Genomic DNA, 18,370 nt, shown 5'->3' with positions numbered 1-18,370 from the left:
ACTGATTATCAGACAATTCATTACCCATTGTACACTGTACATTATCCATTCAATTTTGTCCTGGTACGTACAGAGTCGATAAAGATGTGATCGCTTACCAACTTGTCCGACACCAGGTCTATCTTTAACGTTTATTTTACGAATCTCCTCTTGCGCGCACTTCTTACCTCTCTGCTGCTGTTGGCCCCGTGGCTTGTTTCGGCTCAGACCGACACGGTCCGTTCGGCCTTTTATCAAACCCGGTTTGGCCCCTACAACCCCAGCCGAACCTTAGCCTGTGACCTGCTCCACACCGACCTCGACCTTCGTTTCGACTGGACGAAGCAACAGGCAGCCGGCACCGCTACGCTCTGGTTCAAACCGTGGTTTTATCCGCAGGACTCGGTGGCTATCGACGCCAAAGGATTCCTGATTAGCAGCGTTGCCTTAATCGACACCAACCGGGCCAAACCCACCACTACGCCCCTCTCCTACGCGTACACGGATGGCCGCGTGCTCCGGGTGAAGCTACCGCGCACCTATACCCGCACGGAATCGTTTGCGATTCGGATTACATACACAGCCCGACCGAACGAACTGCCTAAAACCGAACGCGGCCCGACCGAACGCAGCAGCACAGCCGGGGCTACCTCCGACGACAAAGGGCTGTATTTTATCAATCCCGACGGCAAGCAACCCGGTGTACCACGGCAGATCTGGACACAGGGCGAAACGGAGGCCAATTCGTGCTGGTTTCCGACGGTCGACACGCCGAATGAGAAAATGACGCAGGATTTTCGGCTGACGGTCGAGAGCCGCTACCGGACCCTGTCGAACGGGCAGCTTGTTTCGCAAACCCGCAACCCCGACGGCACCCGTACAGACCGCTGGGTTCAAACCCTGCCCCACGCGCCGTATCTGGCTATGGTGGGCGTGGGCGATTTTGCCTACGTCCGCGACTCTCTCCCCCCCACCGCCGACCGCAAGGGGCTGGAAGTGAGCTATTACGTAGAACCGGCTTATGAAAAAAACGCCCGGGGAATTTTTGGGCGTACCCCGGCCATGATTCGCTTTTTCGAACAGGTGTTTGGGGTGCCGTATGTATGGCACAAATACAGCCAAATGGTGGTGCGCGATTTTGTGAGCGGAGCTATGGAAAATACCACCGCCACCGTTCACAACGAAGCCGTACAGATGGACGCCCGGCAACTGGTTGACGAAAACTCGGATGCCGTGATCGCACACGAACTGGCACACCACTGGTTTGGCGATCTGGTCACCTGCGAGTCGTGGGCTAACCTGCCCCTCAACGAAGCCTTTGCAACTTACGCCGAGTACCTGTGGTTCGAACACGCCAAAGGCCCCGACGAGGCCGAGCTGCAGCGACAGTCTGATTTGTTCCAGTATCTATCGGAGGCCGAAACCAAGCAAGAGCCCCTCATTCGGTACCGCCATGCCGACCGCGAAGATATGTTCGACGCCCACTCGTACCAGAAAGGGGGGCTCGTGCTGCATCTGCTCCGCAAGGTGGTGGGCGATGAAGCCTTTTTTGCGTCGCTCAAACGGTATCTGAACACGCACCGTTTCGGTACGGCCGAGGTGGCCAACCTCCGCGAGGCCTTTGAAGCCGTGACCGGGCAAGACCTCAACTGGTTTTTTGAGCAGTGGTTTCTGGCACCGGGTCATGCCGTGGTGCGGGTAGAACAACAGTACACCCCCGGCCGACTTACGTTGCAGGTTCGGCAGCGGCAAGACAGCCTCGGCATCCCCGGTTTTGTGTCGGCCTACCGGGTGCCGGTATTGATTGATGTTTGGGTGAAAGGCAAGCGTACGCGGTACGACGTGTGGCTCAACCAGGCCGACCAAACCGTTACCCTGCCTGTGGCCGAACAGCCGGAACTGGTTTTGTTCGACGCCGACTACCGGCTGGTGGGCACGGTGGAGCATACGCGGTCGCGGGCCGAGTCGCTGTTTCAGTACACACATGCCGACACGTTCCGGGCGCGGGTCGAGAGCCTGACCCGGCTCCTCGAACCAGGTGCCCTCACCCACCCCGATGTGGTACAAACGCTGATAAAAGCCCTCGACGATCCGTTCTGGAAAATCAGGCAGATGGCCGTCAGCGGGTTGGCCAATTACACGGGCGATGCCGTATCGGTGGTCGATAATCGGCTACGTCAGCTGGCTGGCCGCGACCCCAAATCAGCGGTCCGGGCCGAAGCACTCGCTACCCTGTCGACCTTACGCAACCCGGCCAACAGCGTGGTGTTTAAGCAGGCGCTCACCGATTCGTCGTACACGGTGGTGTCGGTAGCTCTGGTGAGTTACCTGAAAGGCAAACCCGCCGATGCCGACGCCATTGTGGCTCAGTTTGCCAACGAGCGAAACGGCTCGGTTCTGGCGGCCGTGGCCGATTACTACGCCGAAGCTGCCGACCCACGCCGGTACGACTGGTTTACGCAATCGATTGGTAAGATTCGCCCAACCGAGCGGTACGAGTTTTTGCTGGCCTTCGGTAAGTACCTGTTGTTGTCGAGTCAGGCAATTCAGAAGAAAGCCCTGCCCACGCTGGAGGCCATTGCCCGCAACGATGCCAGCCCGTACGCCCGGTTTGGGGCGTATCAGGCCCTGGGCCTTCTCCTAGACTTGCCAGGGGTATCGCAACTCCGGGCCGCCATCCGAACTGCCGAAAAAGACGCCCAACTCCGGGCCATTTATAAGCAGATGGGGGAGTGAAAAGGATCTATTGCCCCATAACCACCTTCCCCTTCAATTTCATACCTCCGCCGTTGTCGAACTGAATAGCCTGAGACTGTGCAGGCAAATAGGGTAACACTGTAACAACGTGCCGGATCTGTGTCCGGTCAGTTGAGGTGGGCAATGCCGCTCCCGACCAGATGCCGGGGTCGGTCCAATCGCCGGGGAGAATCGTGTAAAAGCCCGAACGATCAGGAAGAGTCCTGAACGTTGCTCGATCAGCGGCTGTTTGCCCTCCGGTGCCACAGTCGCCCATAATTTGCCACTCATAGGTTGTGTTACCTGTTAAGTTAGTAAGTTCATACAACGGCGTGGAGATGGAGGTCTCATTCCAGGCAAGCTGCCCAAAGGGACGCCAGCGGAGCGTAAACGAGACGTCAGAACCGGGTGTTTTGCCCGACCAGACAATCTGAACACTATTACTCGTTACGCTCTGGGCAGCAGGAGCCGTGACAACGCCATTCGTTCCGTAATAAGCCCCTGCCGGGCAGGTAGCCTGAAAATACGTTTCGGCACTGATGCCACTGTTCGTCAGCCCGTCGGCACATAAGCTGCGGAGCCGAAACTGGTACCCCTGCCCCGGCAGTAACCCCGTTGCCAGATACGGCGATTGCACACCCGATGCCGTTTGCCAGTCAGTTTGCCCTACTTTACGCCACTGTACGGTCATTGCGCCCTGGTCGGCAGGCCATCTGACATCGGCACTGGTGGCCGTTCGGGCTATCAGAGCAGGCGCGGGGGGCACCGGGCACCGGGTTACAAATTGTTGCGGGACGGCAAAATTGGTCAGGCCGGGCGGGTAACAGGTTCGCAATACGCGCCATTCATACACGGTACCGGGCTGTAATCCGGCCTTGTCATACGAATTGGTATTCAGGCTAATAGACTCCCAAACCGATGTACCCAACCGCCGAACCTGTACCGAAACAGGCAGCGTTTGGGGATTCAAAACACTAAACCGGACAAGCGTCGGATTGAGGACCAATGCCTCAACGGATGCCTGACAAGCCGCGGTCATCTCTGTTGATTCTGTCCACTCCGAGCGATCCCCACTGGCACATAATCGTTGGGTCTGGTATTGATAGGTTGAACTGGGTTGCAACCCAGTCAGTACCATTGTGAGGCTGTTGATCGGAACGGTTTGCCAATCATCAGAACCCGTGCGATAGCGAAGCAGTCCAGCCGTAGGTTCATTCCAACTATCAGTATTGTATGGCTGCAGCGTGAACGAATTAGCCCCTGCTGGAGAAACCCTACTGAAACTGAATCTGGGACAAATCATTGCAAAAAACTCTGTATACTCCCAGGGGCCACGCTCACCCGACGCACTGACCCAACGGATTTGCCAGTTATAGCTCATACCCGGCTGCAAATTGGTTAATACCAACGACTGACTACTAACGGGCATAGGTTCACCCCAACTCGTTGTCAGGGCCGGACGAATGCGAATCTCAAAACTACTGATGCCATCGCCCCTACCCTCCCAGCTAAGTTTGGCCGTCGTCTGATTCAACAAATCTTCTTTCCGGTTCACCACATGTCGAGAACGAGCATAATCGGGAGGGCTGAGCGTTTGCGGATCGGAATACTCAGACCATTGACCGTCTGTACACATACCCCGCACCCGCCACTCATACATTGTATTGGGGGTTGTATTGGTCAACGTATAACTACCCGATTGCGTAGTCGAAATAGTTGCCCAGGGGAGTTCACCCAACTTTCGATACTGAATCTCAAACGTCCCCACCGTCGAGCGGGGAATCCACTGAAGGGCAGCGCTACCATTGATAATCGGGGTGGGCGTTGGGGAGGAAATAGTGGGTTTCTGACATCCTACGTACAGTGTTCGACTTGCGCTGTATGCCGATGACCCAACTGCCCCACACACCGTTCGGACTTGATATTCATACGACGAATTGGTGGTTAAGTCACTGAGATAGAACAGCCCATCCGTCGAAGCCGAGCGGCTTTGCCATTCCGCGGGTTCGCCGTAGGTTGAACGCCAGCGCACCTCATATCCGCTGATGTTAACATTACCGGATGGTGGCAACTGCAGCCATACTGAGGTAGCCGTTTGTCGGGCACTGTAGGCATAAGTAGGAATCGGGCAGGGTAACGCCACCGTGTTTGAGACAACCGGCGACGACTCCCCGGCATTCGGGCAAACGGTTGTTACCCGAAACTGGTACGTCTTGTTAGGTGCCAGGTCGGTAAAGGATACACTCGGCTGAGTTGGCAGGTTAGGAACAATAACCCAATCTGAATCGCCGAGGGCCTGCCGCTCCACGCGATACGACGCATTCAATGCGCCAGTCCAATTCAGGCCGACTGTTCCGAGTGCCCCTGTCATAACAGTAGCCAATACATTTTGTGGAACGGGGCAGGACGTGGAGAATGTGCGTGTCAGATACGAGGTTGGCGGAATGTTTGCCGCACACACACTGCCCAGCCTCCACTCGTAGGTGGTATTTGGCTGTAGATTCGTAAGCGTGTAGCGGGCTGTGCTCAGACCCGTCACGGTTGAAAAGCTTTCGGTCCCCTGGGGGCGCCATTGTAACTCGTACAAACCTGTTGAGCCCGTGCCCCAGGTAATTTCAGCCTCGGTGCCACTCACCTGCGCTACGGCTGTTGTGGGTGGCATACAGCCCGGTATAACAACCCGAATCGCCGAATAATCGGTGTAGACATCGGGCGTGCATTGCCGACGAACACGCAGCTCGTAGGACTGTCCGGGCGTGAGGTCTTCAAGGGTGTGGATACCCGACGGTAAATTAGCCAGCGTGTTCCAGTCAGACGCCCCGAGTGGTCGCCACTGCAATTCATGGGGTGTGCTCTGGTCAGGTATCGTCCAATGAGGGGTAACCCACGTGGGGCCTGTTGGGGCGTAGGAAATGACCGGGGGCGCGCAGGTTGTCATGAACGAGGTGGAATTCGTGCCAACAATGCCCGGCGCACAAACCGTACTTACACGCACCTGATACGTTTTGTTTGGCTGTAGGTTGGTCAGCGCGTAGCTGGTTGTATTCAATCCCGGAATAAGGGTAAAGGAACTTCCCCCCTCACTCCACTCAAAGTTGTAGGTACCGGTAAAACCCACAGGCGTACTCCATTGCACCCGAGCTGCGGTAGGTGTAACAGCCGATACCGTTACATTAGAGGCCGTACAATTGACTACAATGGTTGGTCCACTTACAAACGCCGTCCGCGATCCATCGGGGCAGTGTCGGCGTACCTGCCAGTCGTAGCTACTGCCCACAGAGAGCGACGTGAAGACATAAGCGGTTGTATTCAAATCGTTTATCTCCGTCCAGGTAGTCGAGCTGCTTGCCTTCCAGCGTAGGTCAAACCGAGCGTCGTCCTCCGAGTTTGCCCAACGCACCCGCGCCTGAAGCGGGGTAACCACTTCAACATATAGCTGCTTTGGCAGCGGGCATTTTGTGGTAAAAGAAGGGCCATTGACTACTTCCGAGCGCCCTCCGTCGGTACAAACACCCTGTACACGCCACTCATACGTAGCCTGGTTGGTGAGTCCTGTCAACAAAAAATCAGCGTATCCTGAGGAAGTCACATATTCTTCTTTCCAACCTTGATCGCCTACCCTGCGCCATTCCAATACATAGTCCGTTTGCGCAGTGGCCCCTAACCATTGTACCAATGCCTGATTCGTACCGATTTCTGGGACCGTTAGCTCTGTAGGTTTCGGGCAAATCGTACGAAACGTACTCACTGCCGACCAATCACCAACCTGATCGGGCGCACAAATCAGGCGGACCCGCCACTCATACGTCGTATTGTTGGCCAGATCAAGTACCTGGTAACCCGATCCGTTGGCTATTGTCCGAACCGTTTGCCAGTCAGCCGCTCCCAGGGCTCGCCATTGCAAATCGTAAGGCTGATTAGAGACTTGGGGATACCAATACAGTGTGGCGCGACTGGGTTTTACATCTTAGCCGTGAAACCAGTTGGCACAGCACAGGGAGTCACAGAAACAGGTGAGGAAGCCCCGTTTACAAAGGTGAAACTCAGACAAACTAACGAAAAGATAAGTAGGCGTAGATAGTGAATCATAGGAATGTGAGGGTGAGGAAACTCCGTATTTTCAACGAGTCAATTTAAACGAGAATGGTTGGAATAGGCACAAAAAAAAGCTCTGATTTACGTATTTGGTAAGTCAGAGCTTTGGGATTGCAGAAAACAGCTTAACTCAACGGCCCGGCGAACTGAATCAGGGCAGTGGCCAGATTGGTAAGGCCGGTGGTGAAAGGGCCATTATCGTTGTTGTTCGCGTATTCCTGAGCTGTGCCGGCCAGTTCACGCATCAGGCGTTCGGTGCTGCGCATATCTCCTTTGGCCAGCGCGTCGGTTAGTTCGCGGAGGGGCGCTTCGAGCCATTGTGCGCTCGGCTCGGCCTGCACCACCGACATCCATTCGTGCAACATCGCTACTCCCTGCTCCGGTGTTACGGCCGCCAGCCCACCCGCTAGGGTCTCCTGCGTGCTGGTGAGCAATACCTGCAGGTGGTCGCCGGGGTTGGCGTACACGGGTGTCGGGTCGGGCTCGTTTTGGGCCAGTTGGTCATCGTCGTTGATACGACCCAGATCGGTGGCAAACGCCCGGAGTGTGTCGGCCAGTTGTGCTACCTGCTCGCTCGTGGCCGATTCAGTAGCGCGGGCCATTGCCTGCATCTGTCCGGCCAGCGTGTTGAGACACTCCTTCACCCGTTGCGGGTCGGGCGAGGGATTGAGTAATTCGTCGTACAGGTCGGTGAGTTTGGCGTGAATATCCTCGGCACCGTCGGTATGTTTCAACACCGACATCCACTCCTTCACCAGATCGGTGCCGTTGGCTGGCACTTCATTGTCCTCCGTTTGCGAAAATGCTTGCAGCGTGTTTTGCAACATCGTCTGCGGGTAAGCCTGAGCCATAACGTATACGTTGAGTTTGGTTAGTATTCTACCAACTCGCTATAGTGTTTAATGTTTGGTCCGCCCGTTTCCTCACATTATCCAACTTTTTTGAAACAATATACTTTTATAGGTGTGCCTCACGACGGGGTACGCGTATTCAACGTTAACCATTTACAATCATGAATGAGACAACACTCAAAGGTGGCTGGAACGAACTGAAAGGGAAAATCAAACAAGCCTATGGCGATTTGACCGACGACGACCTGACGTATGCCGAAGGCAAAGAAGACGAAATGTGGGGTCGGCTCCAGCAGAAAACGGGTAAAACCAAAGACGAAATCCACAAAGCCGTTGCGGATTTGTAATAGTATTCCATAAAACCTGCAAGCCGGGCGGCCGGGGCCGTCTCCGAGACCTTGCAGGTTTGCATGAAGCCGGGGCCGAGGTCCCGGCTTTTTCGTTTTCGGGCAGTCGGTTTCGTATTAAAATTATGCCGCTTCGCGACAAAAGTCATAGATCGATTGCTCCGTAAGCTATTCCTTTGAAACCGACACGTAAAACCACCTTTATGCATCGGTTGCTTTACCTATTTATCCTTCTGGCGGCTCTGCCCGCGCCCGCCCAGACCGTGGTCTCAACGGTGCAGGAAGCGCTCGACCTGGCCCGCCGAAATAACCCCGAGCTGGCCAACGCCCGCCAGAATCGGGCCGTGCAGGACCTGCAACAGGCTACGGCCCGCGCGGCCCTGCTCCCGTCGGCCCGCGCCTTCACCAATTTTGATTACAACTATGCGCTGCCCGTTCAGCTGGTACCGGCCGAGTTTCTGGGTGGGCAACCGGGCGATTTCCGACAGCTCCGGTTCGGGCTTCCTTTTTTTCTGACCGCCGGGGCCGAAGTCAACATGCCTATTCTGAACCGGGCCGCCCGTGCCGACCTGGGCATTGTGGAGCAAAACCTACGCCTGATCGACGATCAGAACTTGGTTTTGCAGGATGAAGTAGCTACCCAAACAGCCCGGCTTTACCATGCCGTGCTGCTCACCCGCTCAGCCATTGGGCTCACCCGGCGCAACCTCTCAGTAGCCGATACGCTGGTGCAGATTGCCCAAAACCGGCTCGACAAAGGGTTGGTTGAACCCCTCGAACTGAACCGAATCCGAACGGTGCAACTCAACACGGCCGATGTACTTTACCAGAACGAACTGGCCTACACCCGCAACCTGGCGCAACTGAAACTACTGTTGGGCCTCGCTCCCACCGATAGCCTCGCCCTGCCCGAAAACCTAGCCGACCGGCCCGCGTCGGCCCCTATAGCCCCCACCGGCCCCAGCCCCTTGCAACGGCCACAAATCACACTTCGGCAGGCCCGCGTTGAGCTGGCCCGGCGCCAAATGGAGCGCGAGCGGCTTACGCTATGGCCCACGTTGGCGGCTTATGCCCGGTACTCCGAGCAGGCACAACGCGACAAGCTAAACTTCCTGAATGTTGACCAACGCTGGTTTACCATTGGGGTGGCTGGCCTACAGTTCAACTGGCCCATTTACGCAGGCGGAGCCCGCAAAGCCAGCCAGACCCGCACCCGCCTGCAACTGAAACTGGCCGAGGCCGAACTCGCCTACGAACGTAACCGCCAGCAAACCGATACCGACGACCTCCGCAACAGCTACAATCAGGCCGTACGTTCGCTGGACTTGAACCGGCAACACTACGACCTCAGTACCCAAAACGTGCAGATCGCGCTGGTCAAGTACCGGTCGGGCCTGTTTGCCTACGATCAATACCTGAACGTGTTCAACGAGGCCCTTTCGTCACAGAACCGGTATCTGAACAATCTCTCAAACGTATTTATCAATCAGACCCTTTTGCAAATTCGGGGGCTTTAAAGTTCATGGTTTTTAGTGTATAGTTTTTAGAGTCAGCGAATTACCTCCCCTGACCCATAAACTAAAAACTATAAACTAAGAACTATAAACGATATACTATAAACCATGAAACCACGTTTCTATCTTCTTCTGCTGGCACTTTTCGCGGGGTGTAACCGCAGCCCGGAAAGCCTTTCGCCCACGTACCGCGAACTGACCGAGGCCGTGTACGCATCGGGCAACGTGTATCCACGCCAGGAATATACCGTGACCGCCGATGCGACCGGTATTTTGCAGCAACGGCTCGTGAACGAGGGCGACACCATCCGCCAGAATCAGCTCCTGTTTGTGCTCGAAAGCGAAGCCGAAAACGCCCGGCAACAGGCAGCCGCCAGCGCGTTACGGCAGGCCCAAGCCAACCTCGGCCCCAACTCACCCGTTCTGGCCGAACTTGAAGCCCAGGTGCGCAACGCCCGTACCCGGCTGAGCAACGACTCGATTAACTACGCCCGGTTTCGGGAATTGTACAACCAAAACGCCACCTCGCGGGCCGAACTCGAACGGGCTGAGCTTAACTATACTCTCGCCCGCAACAACCTGCGCGCCCAGCTAAACACCCTTCAGCGCAGCAAAAACCAGATTGGGCTCGACGTGGCCAACAGCCGCAGCCAGTTGGTGGTATCGGAGGTAGCCGGGCGCAACACCCGCGTGCGCAGCTTCGTAGACGGCAAGGTGTACGAGGTGTACAAAGACCCCGGCGAGGTGGTACGCATCGGTGATCCGCTCGCGCTGGTGGGCAGCGGCAACCGGTTGTTTGCCCAGTTATCGGTCGATGAAAGCGATTTTGGCCGGATTCGGGTGGGGCAATCGGTATTGCTCAAGGCCGATGTGTACGCCGGCAAGGTGTTCAACGCCCGGGTGAGTAAGGTGTACCCCAAACTGAACCGCGCCGACCAGTCGTTTCGGGTCGATGCCGAGTTTACGAGCGATACACCCGACGCATACTACGGCCTGACGGTAGAGGCCAACATCATTATCAGTCAGCGGCCGCGGGTGCTCACCATCCCTAAATCGTACGTGATAGGGCAAGACAGCGTCTGGATAGAGCAGAACGGCAACAAGCAGAAGATCCGGTTCCAGAAAGGTGCCGAAAACTTCGACCTCGTGGAAGTGCGTGGCGGCCTGACAGAAACCTCTAAACTAATTGTGAATGAGTGAATGAGCGATTTAGTGAATGGCTAAACGGCTTTTATTCACTCATTCACTCATTCGCGCATTCACTCAATGAACAATGAATCTATCCATTGCAGCCCAGATTGCCCAAACGCACCTCATGGCCAAAAAGCGGCAAACGCTCGTGGCCATGCTCGGCGTTACGTTCGGGATCGCCATGTTTATCACCATGATCTCGTTTATGCAGGGGGTCAACCAGTTTCTGGAAGACTCGGCCCTCGATGCCAGCCCGCATATTCGGATGTACAATGAGGTAAACACCCAACGACCCAGCCTGATCGACGAGCTACGGCCGAACGGGTTCAACGTGGTGCATCACCAGAAACCCAAAAACGAACAGGCCCGGCTCAAAAACGGCCTGTTTATTGCCGAGCGCATCGAACGCGAACCGGGCGTGCAGGGGGTGTCGCCCCAGGTAGCTACGCAGGCGTTTTACAACAACGGCCCCATTCAGCTTTCGGGCACCATTTCGGGCGTGGATATTAACCGCGAAAACAAGCTCTACAAACTCACCAACCGGCTCAAGTCGGGCTCGCTAAACGCCTTAAAAACTAACCCCGACGGCCTGATTATGGGCAACGTGCTGGCCCGCAAACTGAATGTTCGGCTGGGCGACAAAGTAACTGTAACCACCCCCACGGGCAATACGCGGGTGCTGCGGGTGGTAGGTACGTTTGGCTTCGGCGTGGGTACGGTCGACAATACAAAAAGCTACGCCAATCTCTCCACGGTGCAGGAGATGCTCTTGCGCGACCCAAGCTACATTACCGATATCCACGTAAAGATGCTCGACCCGATGCAGGCCCTACCCTTCGGCAAACGGCTCCGGGCTATGTATGGCTATTACACCGAAGACTGGGCCACGGCGAACACGGCAATTCTGGCGGGCGAAAAAATCAGGAACATGCTCACCTTCGTTGTATCGATTACGCTGCTGGTGGTAGCCGGTTTCGGGATTTATAACATCATGAACATGACCGTGATCAACAAGATTAAGGACATTGCCATCCTGAAAGCTACCGGCTTCGACGGGCGCGATGTGGTCGCTATTTTCCTGCTTCAGGCCGCGTTTATTGGCCTCTCCGGCGGGCTATTAGGTCTCGCTATTGGCTTCGGGTTGAGTTACCTGCTCTCGATCACGCCCTTCGACGCGGGCGATTTTCTGAGTCTCGACACATTCCCGGTCATTTTCGCGGCCAAATACTACATCATGGGGCTTCTGTTTGGGGTAATCACCACGGTGCTGGCGGGGTACTTTCCGTCTCGCAAAGCGGCAAAAGTTGATCCAGTAGCCATTTTGAGGGGGTGATTTTAATGCGTAATGCATAATGATAAATGCGTAATACATCGAGTCCCTAAACCTACCATGTCATGCACAAATACGGCAAGAAACCCGATCCACTCCGGGAAAAGACGTTGAACCTGGCTGTTCGCATTGTCAATCTGAGTAAGTACCTAATGCAGGAAAAGAACGAGTATACCATTAGTAAACAGGTACTTCGTTCGGGCACAAATCCTGGCGCTATGGTAAGAGAAGCAGCCAATGCAGAGTCAGGACTTGATTTTATCCACAAATTAAGTGTGGCCCAAAAGGAAGCAGGAGAAACCTTGTATTGGCTTGAGCTTTTGTTCAGGACTAACTACTTAGCGGCAAATGAGTACGAGTCTATTTACGCTGATACAGAAGAAATTCTGAGGCTTATTAAAAGCTCAATTGTGACCCGGAAGAAAACCCTCGCCACCAAAACTGCCTCTGCCCTGACGTTACTCGCGTTCCTCACGTATTACCTTTTCTGATTACGCATTACGCATTCATCATTACGCATTAAAACCATGTCGGTTCTCTCAGCCCAAAACCTCAACAAATACTTCTACGACCCGGAGAAGTTTCATGTCCTGCGCGATGTATCGTTCGATGTGCAGCGGGGCGAATTTTTGTCGATCGTGGGCAAATCGGGTTGTGGCAAAAGTACCCTGCTGTACTTACTCTCAACCATGGACACCGACTATGAAGGGCAGATTACCATGGCGGGTACTACCCTCACCGGCCGCTCGCAGGATTTTCTGGCCCGGTTTCGCAATGAGCATCTCGGCTTTGTGTTTCAGTTTCACTTTCTGCTACCCGAATTTTCGGCGCTGCAAAACGTAATGCTACCCGGCCTTAAACTGGGTAAGTACTCAGCCAAAGACGTGGAAGAACGGGCCATGGAAAAACTGCGGCTCATTGGCATGGCCGAATACGCCCATAAACCCGCCAGTAAGCTCTCCGGGGGCCAACAGCAGCGGGTAGCTATTGCGCGGGCCCTTATCAACGACCCGACCATCATCATGGGCGACGAACCCACCGGTAATCTCGACAGGGCCAATACCGAAAATGTGTTTGCAATTTTTCAGGATCTGGCCCGCAAAGGACAAACCATTATTGCCGTAACGCACGACTCTGACTTTGCCGCCGGCAGCGACCGGGTCATCGAAATGTCGGACGGTCAGATTATTGCTACCCATGAAAATTCGCATTAATCGAAACGTTCAGATCGCTTTTCTGTATCTGGCCTTACTGGGCGTATTGGGCAGGCAATGGATACTGCCGAGTATTGGCTGGAAAGAGCAGGTGCTCCTGTTTGGGGTTACGCTGTTCATTTTCAACGCCATTTTACTCTTTCATTACTGGTTTAATGAGTACCTGAACCGCCGGTATCCGTTCGAACGAAATGTACGCAACCGGATAATCATTCAACTGATTGTGGGTTGGGGTGTCGTCAAAACGGTGCTGATGCTGGGTGGGTTACTGATTGTTCGCCAGATTTTACCCGCCCTGACTGACTCCATCAACCGGCTCACGCTGGTAGCCCTGAGTCTGGTAGCCTTTCTGGCCAACACCGTTATCTGCCTCAGTTTCATCGCTATTCAGTTGTTCAACCGCTGGCAGGAAAACCTCGTGCGGGCCGCCCGGCTCGAACAGGAAAAAGCACAGGTACAATACGACAACCTGACGAATCAACTCAACCCCCATTTTCTGTTCAACAGCCTCTCATCGCTCGATAGTCTGATTGACGATAACCCCGTGCTGGCCCGGCAGTTTTTGCAACAGCTGTCGCGGGTGTACCGGTACGTGCTCCAGCATAAAGACCACGAACTGGTTACGCTCGAAACCGAACTCAATTTTATCCGGCATTACGTAGCCCTGCTACAAACCCGCTTCGAAGGCACATTCCGGCTCGACTGCGCGGTGGAGAGCGAGCCCCTCGAACGGCAAATTGTGCCCGTAACCCTCCAGATTCTGATTGAGAACGCCATCAAGCACAACGTCATCAGCGACGCCACTCCCCTGACCGTCGGCCTGAGGGTTAGGGATGGCTACCTGGAAGTATCCAATCCAATTCAGCGCAAAAAACAGATAGCCACCTCCAACGGGCAAGGCTTGCAGAACCTACAGCAGTTGTATAGCTTTCTAAGCGAGCGAACCATCGAGATTCAGGAAGACGAAACCACCTTTCGGGTTCGTGTACCGTTATTGTTACCCCCATGACCATTCTCCTCATTGAAGACGAACCCCTGATTGCCCGGCAGCTCCTGAAGCTGGTCCGGCAATTCGAACCCGAAGCCGACATCGACGGGCCGCTGGGGCAGGTCGGCGACGTGAAGGCGTACCTTCAGAAACACCGGCCTGACCTGGTCATTGCGGATATTCAACTGGCCGACGGGGTGAGTTTTGAGGCTTTCGAGCAGGTGAACCTCAACGTACCGGTCATTTTTACAACGGCCTACGACGAGTACGCGATTCGGGCGTTTAAGCTCAATAGCATTGACTACCTGCTCAAACCAATCGACCCCGACGAGCTGCGGGCCGCTCTGAACAAATACCACCGCTGGCAACCGACCGGCACCGACTTTGCCGATCAGTTTCGGTCGTTGCTGCATCAATTGGGCCAACCCGCCCACACCCCCACGTACAAACGTCGGTTTACGGCGCACCACCTGCGGCAAATTGTACCCGTACTGGAAGAGCAGGTCGCTTACTTCCAGCGCGACGAACTGATTTATCTCTACACGCTCGCCGGTCAGAAACTGGTGACCGACTACCGCACCCTCGACGAGCTGGACGAGCTTCTTGATCCAGCCTGTTTTTTCCGGGCCAACCGGCAGTTTTTGGTTAGCCTCAAAGCCGTGGCCGGGTATCAGCCCCATTTCAGCGGTAAGCTGGCGGTTCGGTTGCACCCGCCTTTCCAAACCGTCGATTTGCTCGTGAGTAAAGAAAAAGCACCCGCTTTCCGGCAGTGGCTCGAAGGATAGCACAGCCATCCATCAAAAACCACTTGGTAAAAACCTTGTTTTTTGGTAATTCGGAACCGCGAATTCAAAACAAAAAACCAATTCATCAAGCTTTACCATGACAGTTCTAACACCAAACATCCGGCGATGGCTGGTCGTGAGTGCCCTGGCTTCGGGTAGTCTGCTGGCTCAGCCCCTGCTCAACGGCACCACCGCTCAGGTGTACGCCCAGGCTTCGACTGCCCTGCCTGCGGGCGTAACCAAAGGTGCCACTGTGGAAGGCATTACGGAGTACAACCTCAAAAACGGACTCAAAGTCCTGCTCTTCCCCGACGTATCGAAACCCACCATCACGGTCAACATCACGTATCTGGTCGGTTCACGGCACGAGGGACTGGGCGAAACCGGGATGGCTCACCTGCTCGAACACATGGTGTTTAAGGGCTCCACCAAGCACCCCAACATTCCGCAGGAACTGACCGCCCACGGTGCCCGCCCCAACGGCACTACCTGGCTCGACCGGACCAACTATTTCGAAACGTTTGCCGCTACCGACGAGAACCTCAAATGGGCGCTCGACCTCGAATCGGACCGGATGGTGAACTCGTTCATCAAAAAAGAAGACCTGATGTCGGAGTTTTCGGTGGTGCGCAATGAGTTTGAAAGCCGCGAAAACTCACCCCAGAACGTGCTCAACGAACGCGTGGTATCAACCGCGTACCTGTGGCACAACTACGGCAAGTCGACCATCGGCAACCGCTCCGATCTGGAGAAAGTACCCATCGAAAACCTCCAGGCGTTCTACAAGAAATATTACCAGCCCGACAACGCTGTGCTGGTAGTGGCCGGTAAGATCGACGAAGCCAAGACCATCGCGATGGTCAACGAGTATTTTGGCAATATTCCCCGCCCGGCGCGCGTATTGCAGCCTACCTACACCGTTGAGCCGGTTCAGGATGGCGAACGCTCCGTGACGCTCCGGCGCGTAGGCGACACCCGCGTGGTGTCGGCCCTGTACCACATCATGCCCAGCTCGCACCCCGACTACCCGGCTATGGATGTGCTGATTGACATTCTGACCGACGAACCGAGCGGCCGTTTGTACAAAGCCCTGATCGAGACCAAGAAAGCCTCGCAGCAGTACGGCTATTCGTTTATGACCAAAGACCCCGGTCATGCGTACTTCGCGGTGGAAATGCTGAAAGAAAAGTCGGCCGATGAAGCCCGGCGGATTCTGCTCAACACGCTGGACTCGATTGCGATCAAAGCCCCCACCAAAGAGGAAGTAGACCGCTCGAAGGCCAAGCAGTTGAAGTACGTTGAAATGGCGTTTAAAGACGTGGAGCAACTGGGCCGCAGCCTGAGCGAATACATTGCTACCGGCGACTGGCGGCTGCTGTTCCTGTACCGCGACCAGCTGGAAAAAGTAACCCCCGCCGATGTACAGCGCGTGGCGGCTTACTACTTCAAGCCCTCGAACCGGACCATCGGTGAGTTTATCCCGGAAACCAAGCCCGACCGGGCCGAGATGCCCGACGCGCCCAATCTGGCCGCTTTGACCCAAAACTACAAAGGGCGGGCCGCTATGGCGCAGGGTGAAGCCTTCGACCCATCGCCCGCCAATATCGACGGCCGGACCAAGCGCGTGGAGATGCCCAACACCATCGAGATGGCCCTGTTACCCAAATCGACGCGCGGCAGCGAGGTCAACGTGCGGATGACCCTCCGCATGGGTGATGTAAAAAATCTGGCAAACAAGAGCACCGTCAGCAGCTTTGCGGCCGCCCTGCTCGACAAAGGCACCACTACCCGCAGCCGTCAGCAGATTAAAGATGAGCTCGACAAGCTAAAAGCACAGGTAAGCGTGTTTGGGGCCGGTAACAACGCATCGGTATCGATTAAGGCCACCAAAGAAACACTGCCTGAAGTAATGCGGATTGTGGGTGATATTCTCAAGAACCCCGCCTTCGACGCCAACGAGTTCGAAAAGCTGAAGCAGGAACAACTGGCGCAGGTCGAATCGCAGCGGTCAGAACCCAACGCCATTGCCTCGAACCTGTTCCAGCGCACCATGAACCCGTACGCCAAGGGCGATATTCGGTACACCAAAACGTTTGACGAGGAAGTAGCCGACATCAAAGCCCTGAAGCTGGACGACGTGAAGAAATTCCACAAAGATTTCTACGGCGCACAAAACGCAACAGTTTCAATTGTGGGTGATTTCGACGAGCCTAAAATCCGCAAGATTGTTTCGGATGAGTTTGGCCTCTGGAAGGCGAAAATGCCGTTTAGCCGGGTGGTAACCGAGTTCAAGGCGATTCCGGCGGGTGCCCAGAATATCGAAACCCCCGACAAAGCCAACGCCCTGATGCTGGCGGGCCTGAACCTGCCCGTACGCGACGATGACCCCGACTACGCGGCCCTCGTCATGGGTAACTACATGCTGGGCGGTGGCTTCCTGAACTCACGGCTGGCGACCCGGATTCGGCAGAAAGAAGGTATCAGCTACGGCGTTGGGTCGAGCGTGAACGCCAGCCCCTGGGACAAAGCGGGTATGTTTATGACCTACGCCATTTACAACCCCGAAAACTCGGAGCGTTTGGTGAAAGCCCTGCGCGAGGAGCTGGAAAAAGTACAGAAAGAAGGCTTTACGGCCGAAGAGCTGAACGCGGCTCGCTCCGGCTTCTTGCAGTCGCGGCAGGTAACGCGGGCGCAGGACCCCAGCCTGGCCGGTACCCTCAACAACTACCTGTACCTGAACCGGACCATGGCCTGGGACGCCGACTTCGAGAAGAAGATTGCCGCCCTGACACCCGAATCGGTCAACGCGGCCATGAAAAAGCACATCGACCCGGCCAAACTGACCATCATTCAGGCGGGCGACTTTGCTAAAGCGGCCAAAAAAGTAGCCGAGCAGCAGCCCGCTTCGAGCGTCGGCTCCGGTACGAAGAAAGATTAAGAACGACAGTGGATTCCGTTCACAAACATGAGTCATCCCGAATTTTAGGTTAGGGGGAGATACCTTACTCGAACGCCCCGTTAGGGGCCCAATATTGGTAGAAAAGACGTCTCCTCGGAACACCAGAGAGCCCCGAAGGGGCGTAACCCTAAACAAGTTACGCCCCTTCGGGGCTCTGGTGTTGGGTCCATGCTCGGGTTGGCTACCAATGTTAGGCCCCTACGGGGCGTCAAAACGAGCGTTGAGCCAAAAACACCAAGACTTTAAAATTTGGGATGACTCATGTTTGTGAACCTGGCCACTTCAACCGTTACCGTTCGCTCAAGGGTTGTTTGCGCCAGTGCTCGCTCTCCGACTAACAGGCTGTATGGGTCAACAACGGCCCCCAACAACCTTAATCGC

General features: G+C 55.4%; 12 protein-coding genes. 10 read left to right on the top strand and 2 right to left on the bottom strand.

Translation table 11 applies throughout. The features are described from left to right. Window positions 1–150 precede the first annotated feature (150 nt). Window positions 151–2,715 carry a M1 family aminopeptidase gene (locus F5984_RS18605; RefSeq protein ID WP_152125732.1) on the top strand — a complete coding sequence of 855 codons (2,565 nt, stop codon included), beginning with the start codon at window positions 151–153 and terminating at the stop codon, window positions 2,713–2,715. 7 nt (window positions 2,716–2,722) lie between these two features. Here F5984_RS18605 and F5984_RS18600 read toward each other — a convergent pair whose 3' ends face one another. Both F5984_RS18600 and F5984_RS18595 read right to left on the bottom strand, forming a co-directional pair. Further along, window positions 2,723–6,619 carry a fibronectin type III domain-containing protein gene (locus F5984_RS18600; RefSeq protein ID WP_152125731.1) on the bottom strand — a complete coding sequence of 1,299 codons (3,897 nt, stop codon included), beginning with the start codon at window positions 6,617–6,619 and terminating at the stop codon, window positions 2,723–2,725. 316 nt (window positions 6,620–6,935) lie between these two features. Next, window positions 6,936–7,661 (bottom strand): hypothetical protein, encoded by a 726-nt coding sequence (locus tag F5984_RS18595; protein ID WP_152125730.1) that lies wholly within the window; start codon window positions 7,659–7,661, stop codon window positions 6,936–6,938. Between the two features lie 161 nt (window positions 7,662–7,822). Here F5984_RS18595 and F5984_RS18590 point away from each other — a divergent pair, with 161 nt between their 5' ends. The 9 genes from F5984_RS18590 (at window position 7,823) to F5984_RS18550 (ending at window position 17,968) form a co-directional block, all read left to right on the top strand. Then, window positions 7,823–8,008, top strand: coding sequence for a CsbD family protein (locus F5984_RS18590; protein ID WP_019989983.1), 186 nt, complete (start codon window positions 7,823–7,825; stop codon window positions 8,006–8,008). Window positions 8,009–8,211: 203 nt separating this feature from the next. Further along, the gene (locus F5984_RS18585) at window positions 8,212–9,525 is read left to right on the top strand and encodes a TolC family protein (protein WP_152125729.1); all 1,314 of its coding nucleotides are present in this window, start codon (window positions 8,212–8,214) and stop codon (window positions 9,523–9,525) included. A 105-nt stretch (window positions 9,526–9,630) separates the two neighbouring features. Then, window positions 9,631–10,722 (top strand): efflux RND transporter periplasmic adaptor subunit, encoded by a 1,092-nt coding sequence (locus tag F5984_RS18580; protein ID WP_152125728.1) that lies wholly within the window; start codon window positions 9,631–9,633, stop codon window positions 10,720–10,722. Between the two features lie 73 nt (window positions 10,723–10,795). Further along, window positions 10,796–12,046: an ABC transporter permease gene (locus F5984_RS18575; RefSeq protein ID WP_152125727.1), complete on the top strand. Its 1,251-nt coding sequence runs from the start codon at window positions 10,796–10,798 to the stop codon at window positions 12,044–12,046. A 62-nt stretch (window positions 12,047–12,108) separates the two neighbouring features. Continuing rightward, on the top strand, window positions 12,109–12,534 hold the full coding sequence (locus tag F5984_RS18570) for a four helix bundle protein (protein ID WP_152125726.1): 426 nt from the start codon (window positions 12,109–12,111) through the stop codon (window positions 12,532–12,534). A 36-nt stretch (window positions 12,535–12,570) separates the two neighbouring features. Next, window positions 12,571–13,257, top strand: a complete 687-nt coding sequence (locus tag F5984_RS18565) for an ABC transporter ATP-binding protein (RefSeq protein ID WP_152125725.1) — start codon at window positions 12,571–12,573, stop codon at window positions 13,255–13,257. Continuing rightward, entirely contained in the window at window positions 13,241–14,266 is a 1,026-nt protein-coding gene (locus F5984_RS18560) for a sensor histidine kinase (protein ID WP_152125724.1), read from the top strand. Before F5984_RS18565 ends, F5984_RS18560 begins: the two co-directional genes overlap by 17 nt. Next, window positions 14,263–15,030, top strand: coding sequence for a LytR/AlgR family response regulator transcription factor (locus tag F5984_RS18555; RefSeq protein WP_152125723.1), 768 nt, complete (start codon window positions 14,263–14,265; stop codon window positions 15,028–15,030). The genes F5984_RS18560 and F5984_RS18555 overlap by 4 nt, the downstream gene beginning before the upstream one ends. Window positions 15,031–15,127: 97 nt before the next feature. After that, window positions 15,128–17,968, top strand: coding sequence for a M16 family metallopeptidase (locus tag F5984_RS18550; RefSeq protein WP_185155563.1), 2,841 nt, complete (start codon window positions 15,128–15,130; stop codon window positions 17,966–17,968). Window positions 17,969–18,370: the final 402 nt, after the last annotated feature.

Origin of the sequence: Rudanella paleaurantiibacter, assembly GCF_009184635.1 — a bacterium.
GTDB lineage: Bacteria > Bacteroidota > Bacteroidia > Cytophagales > Spirosomataceae > Rudanella > Rudanella paleaurantiibacter.
This window is presented reverse-complemented; position numbering and strand designations above follow the sequence as displayed.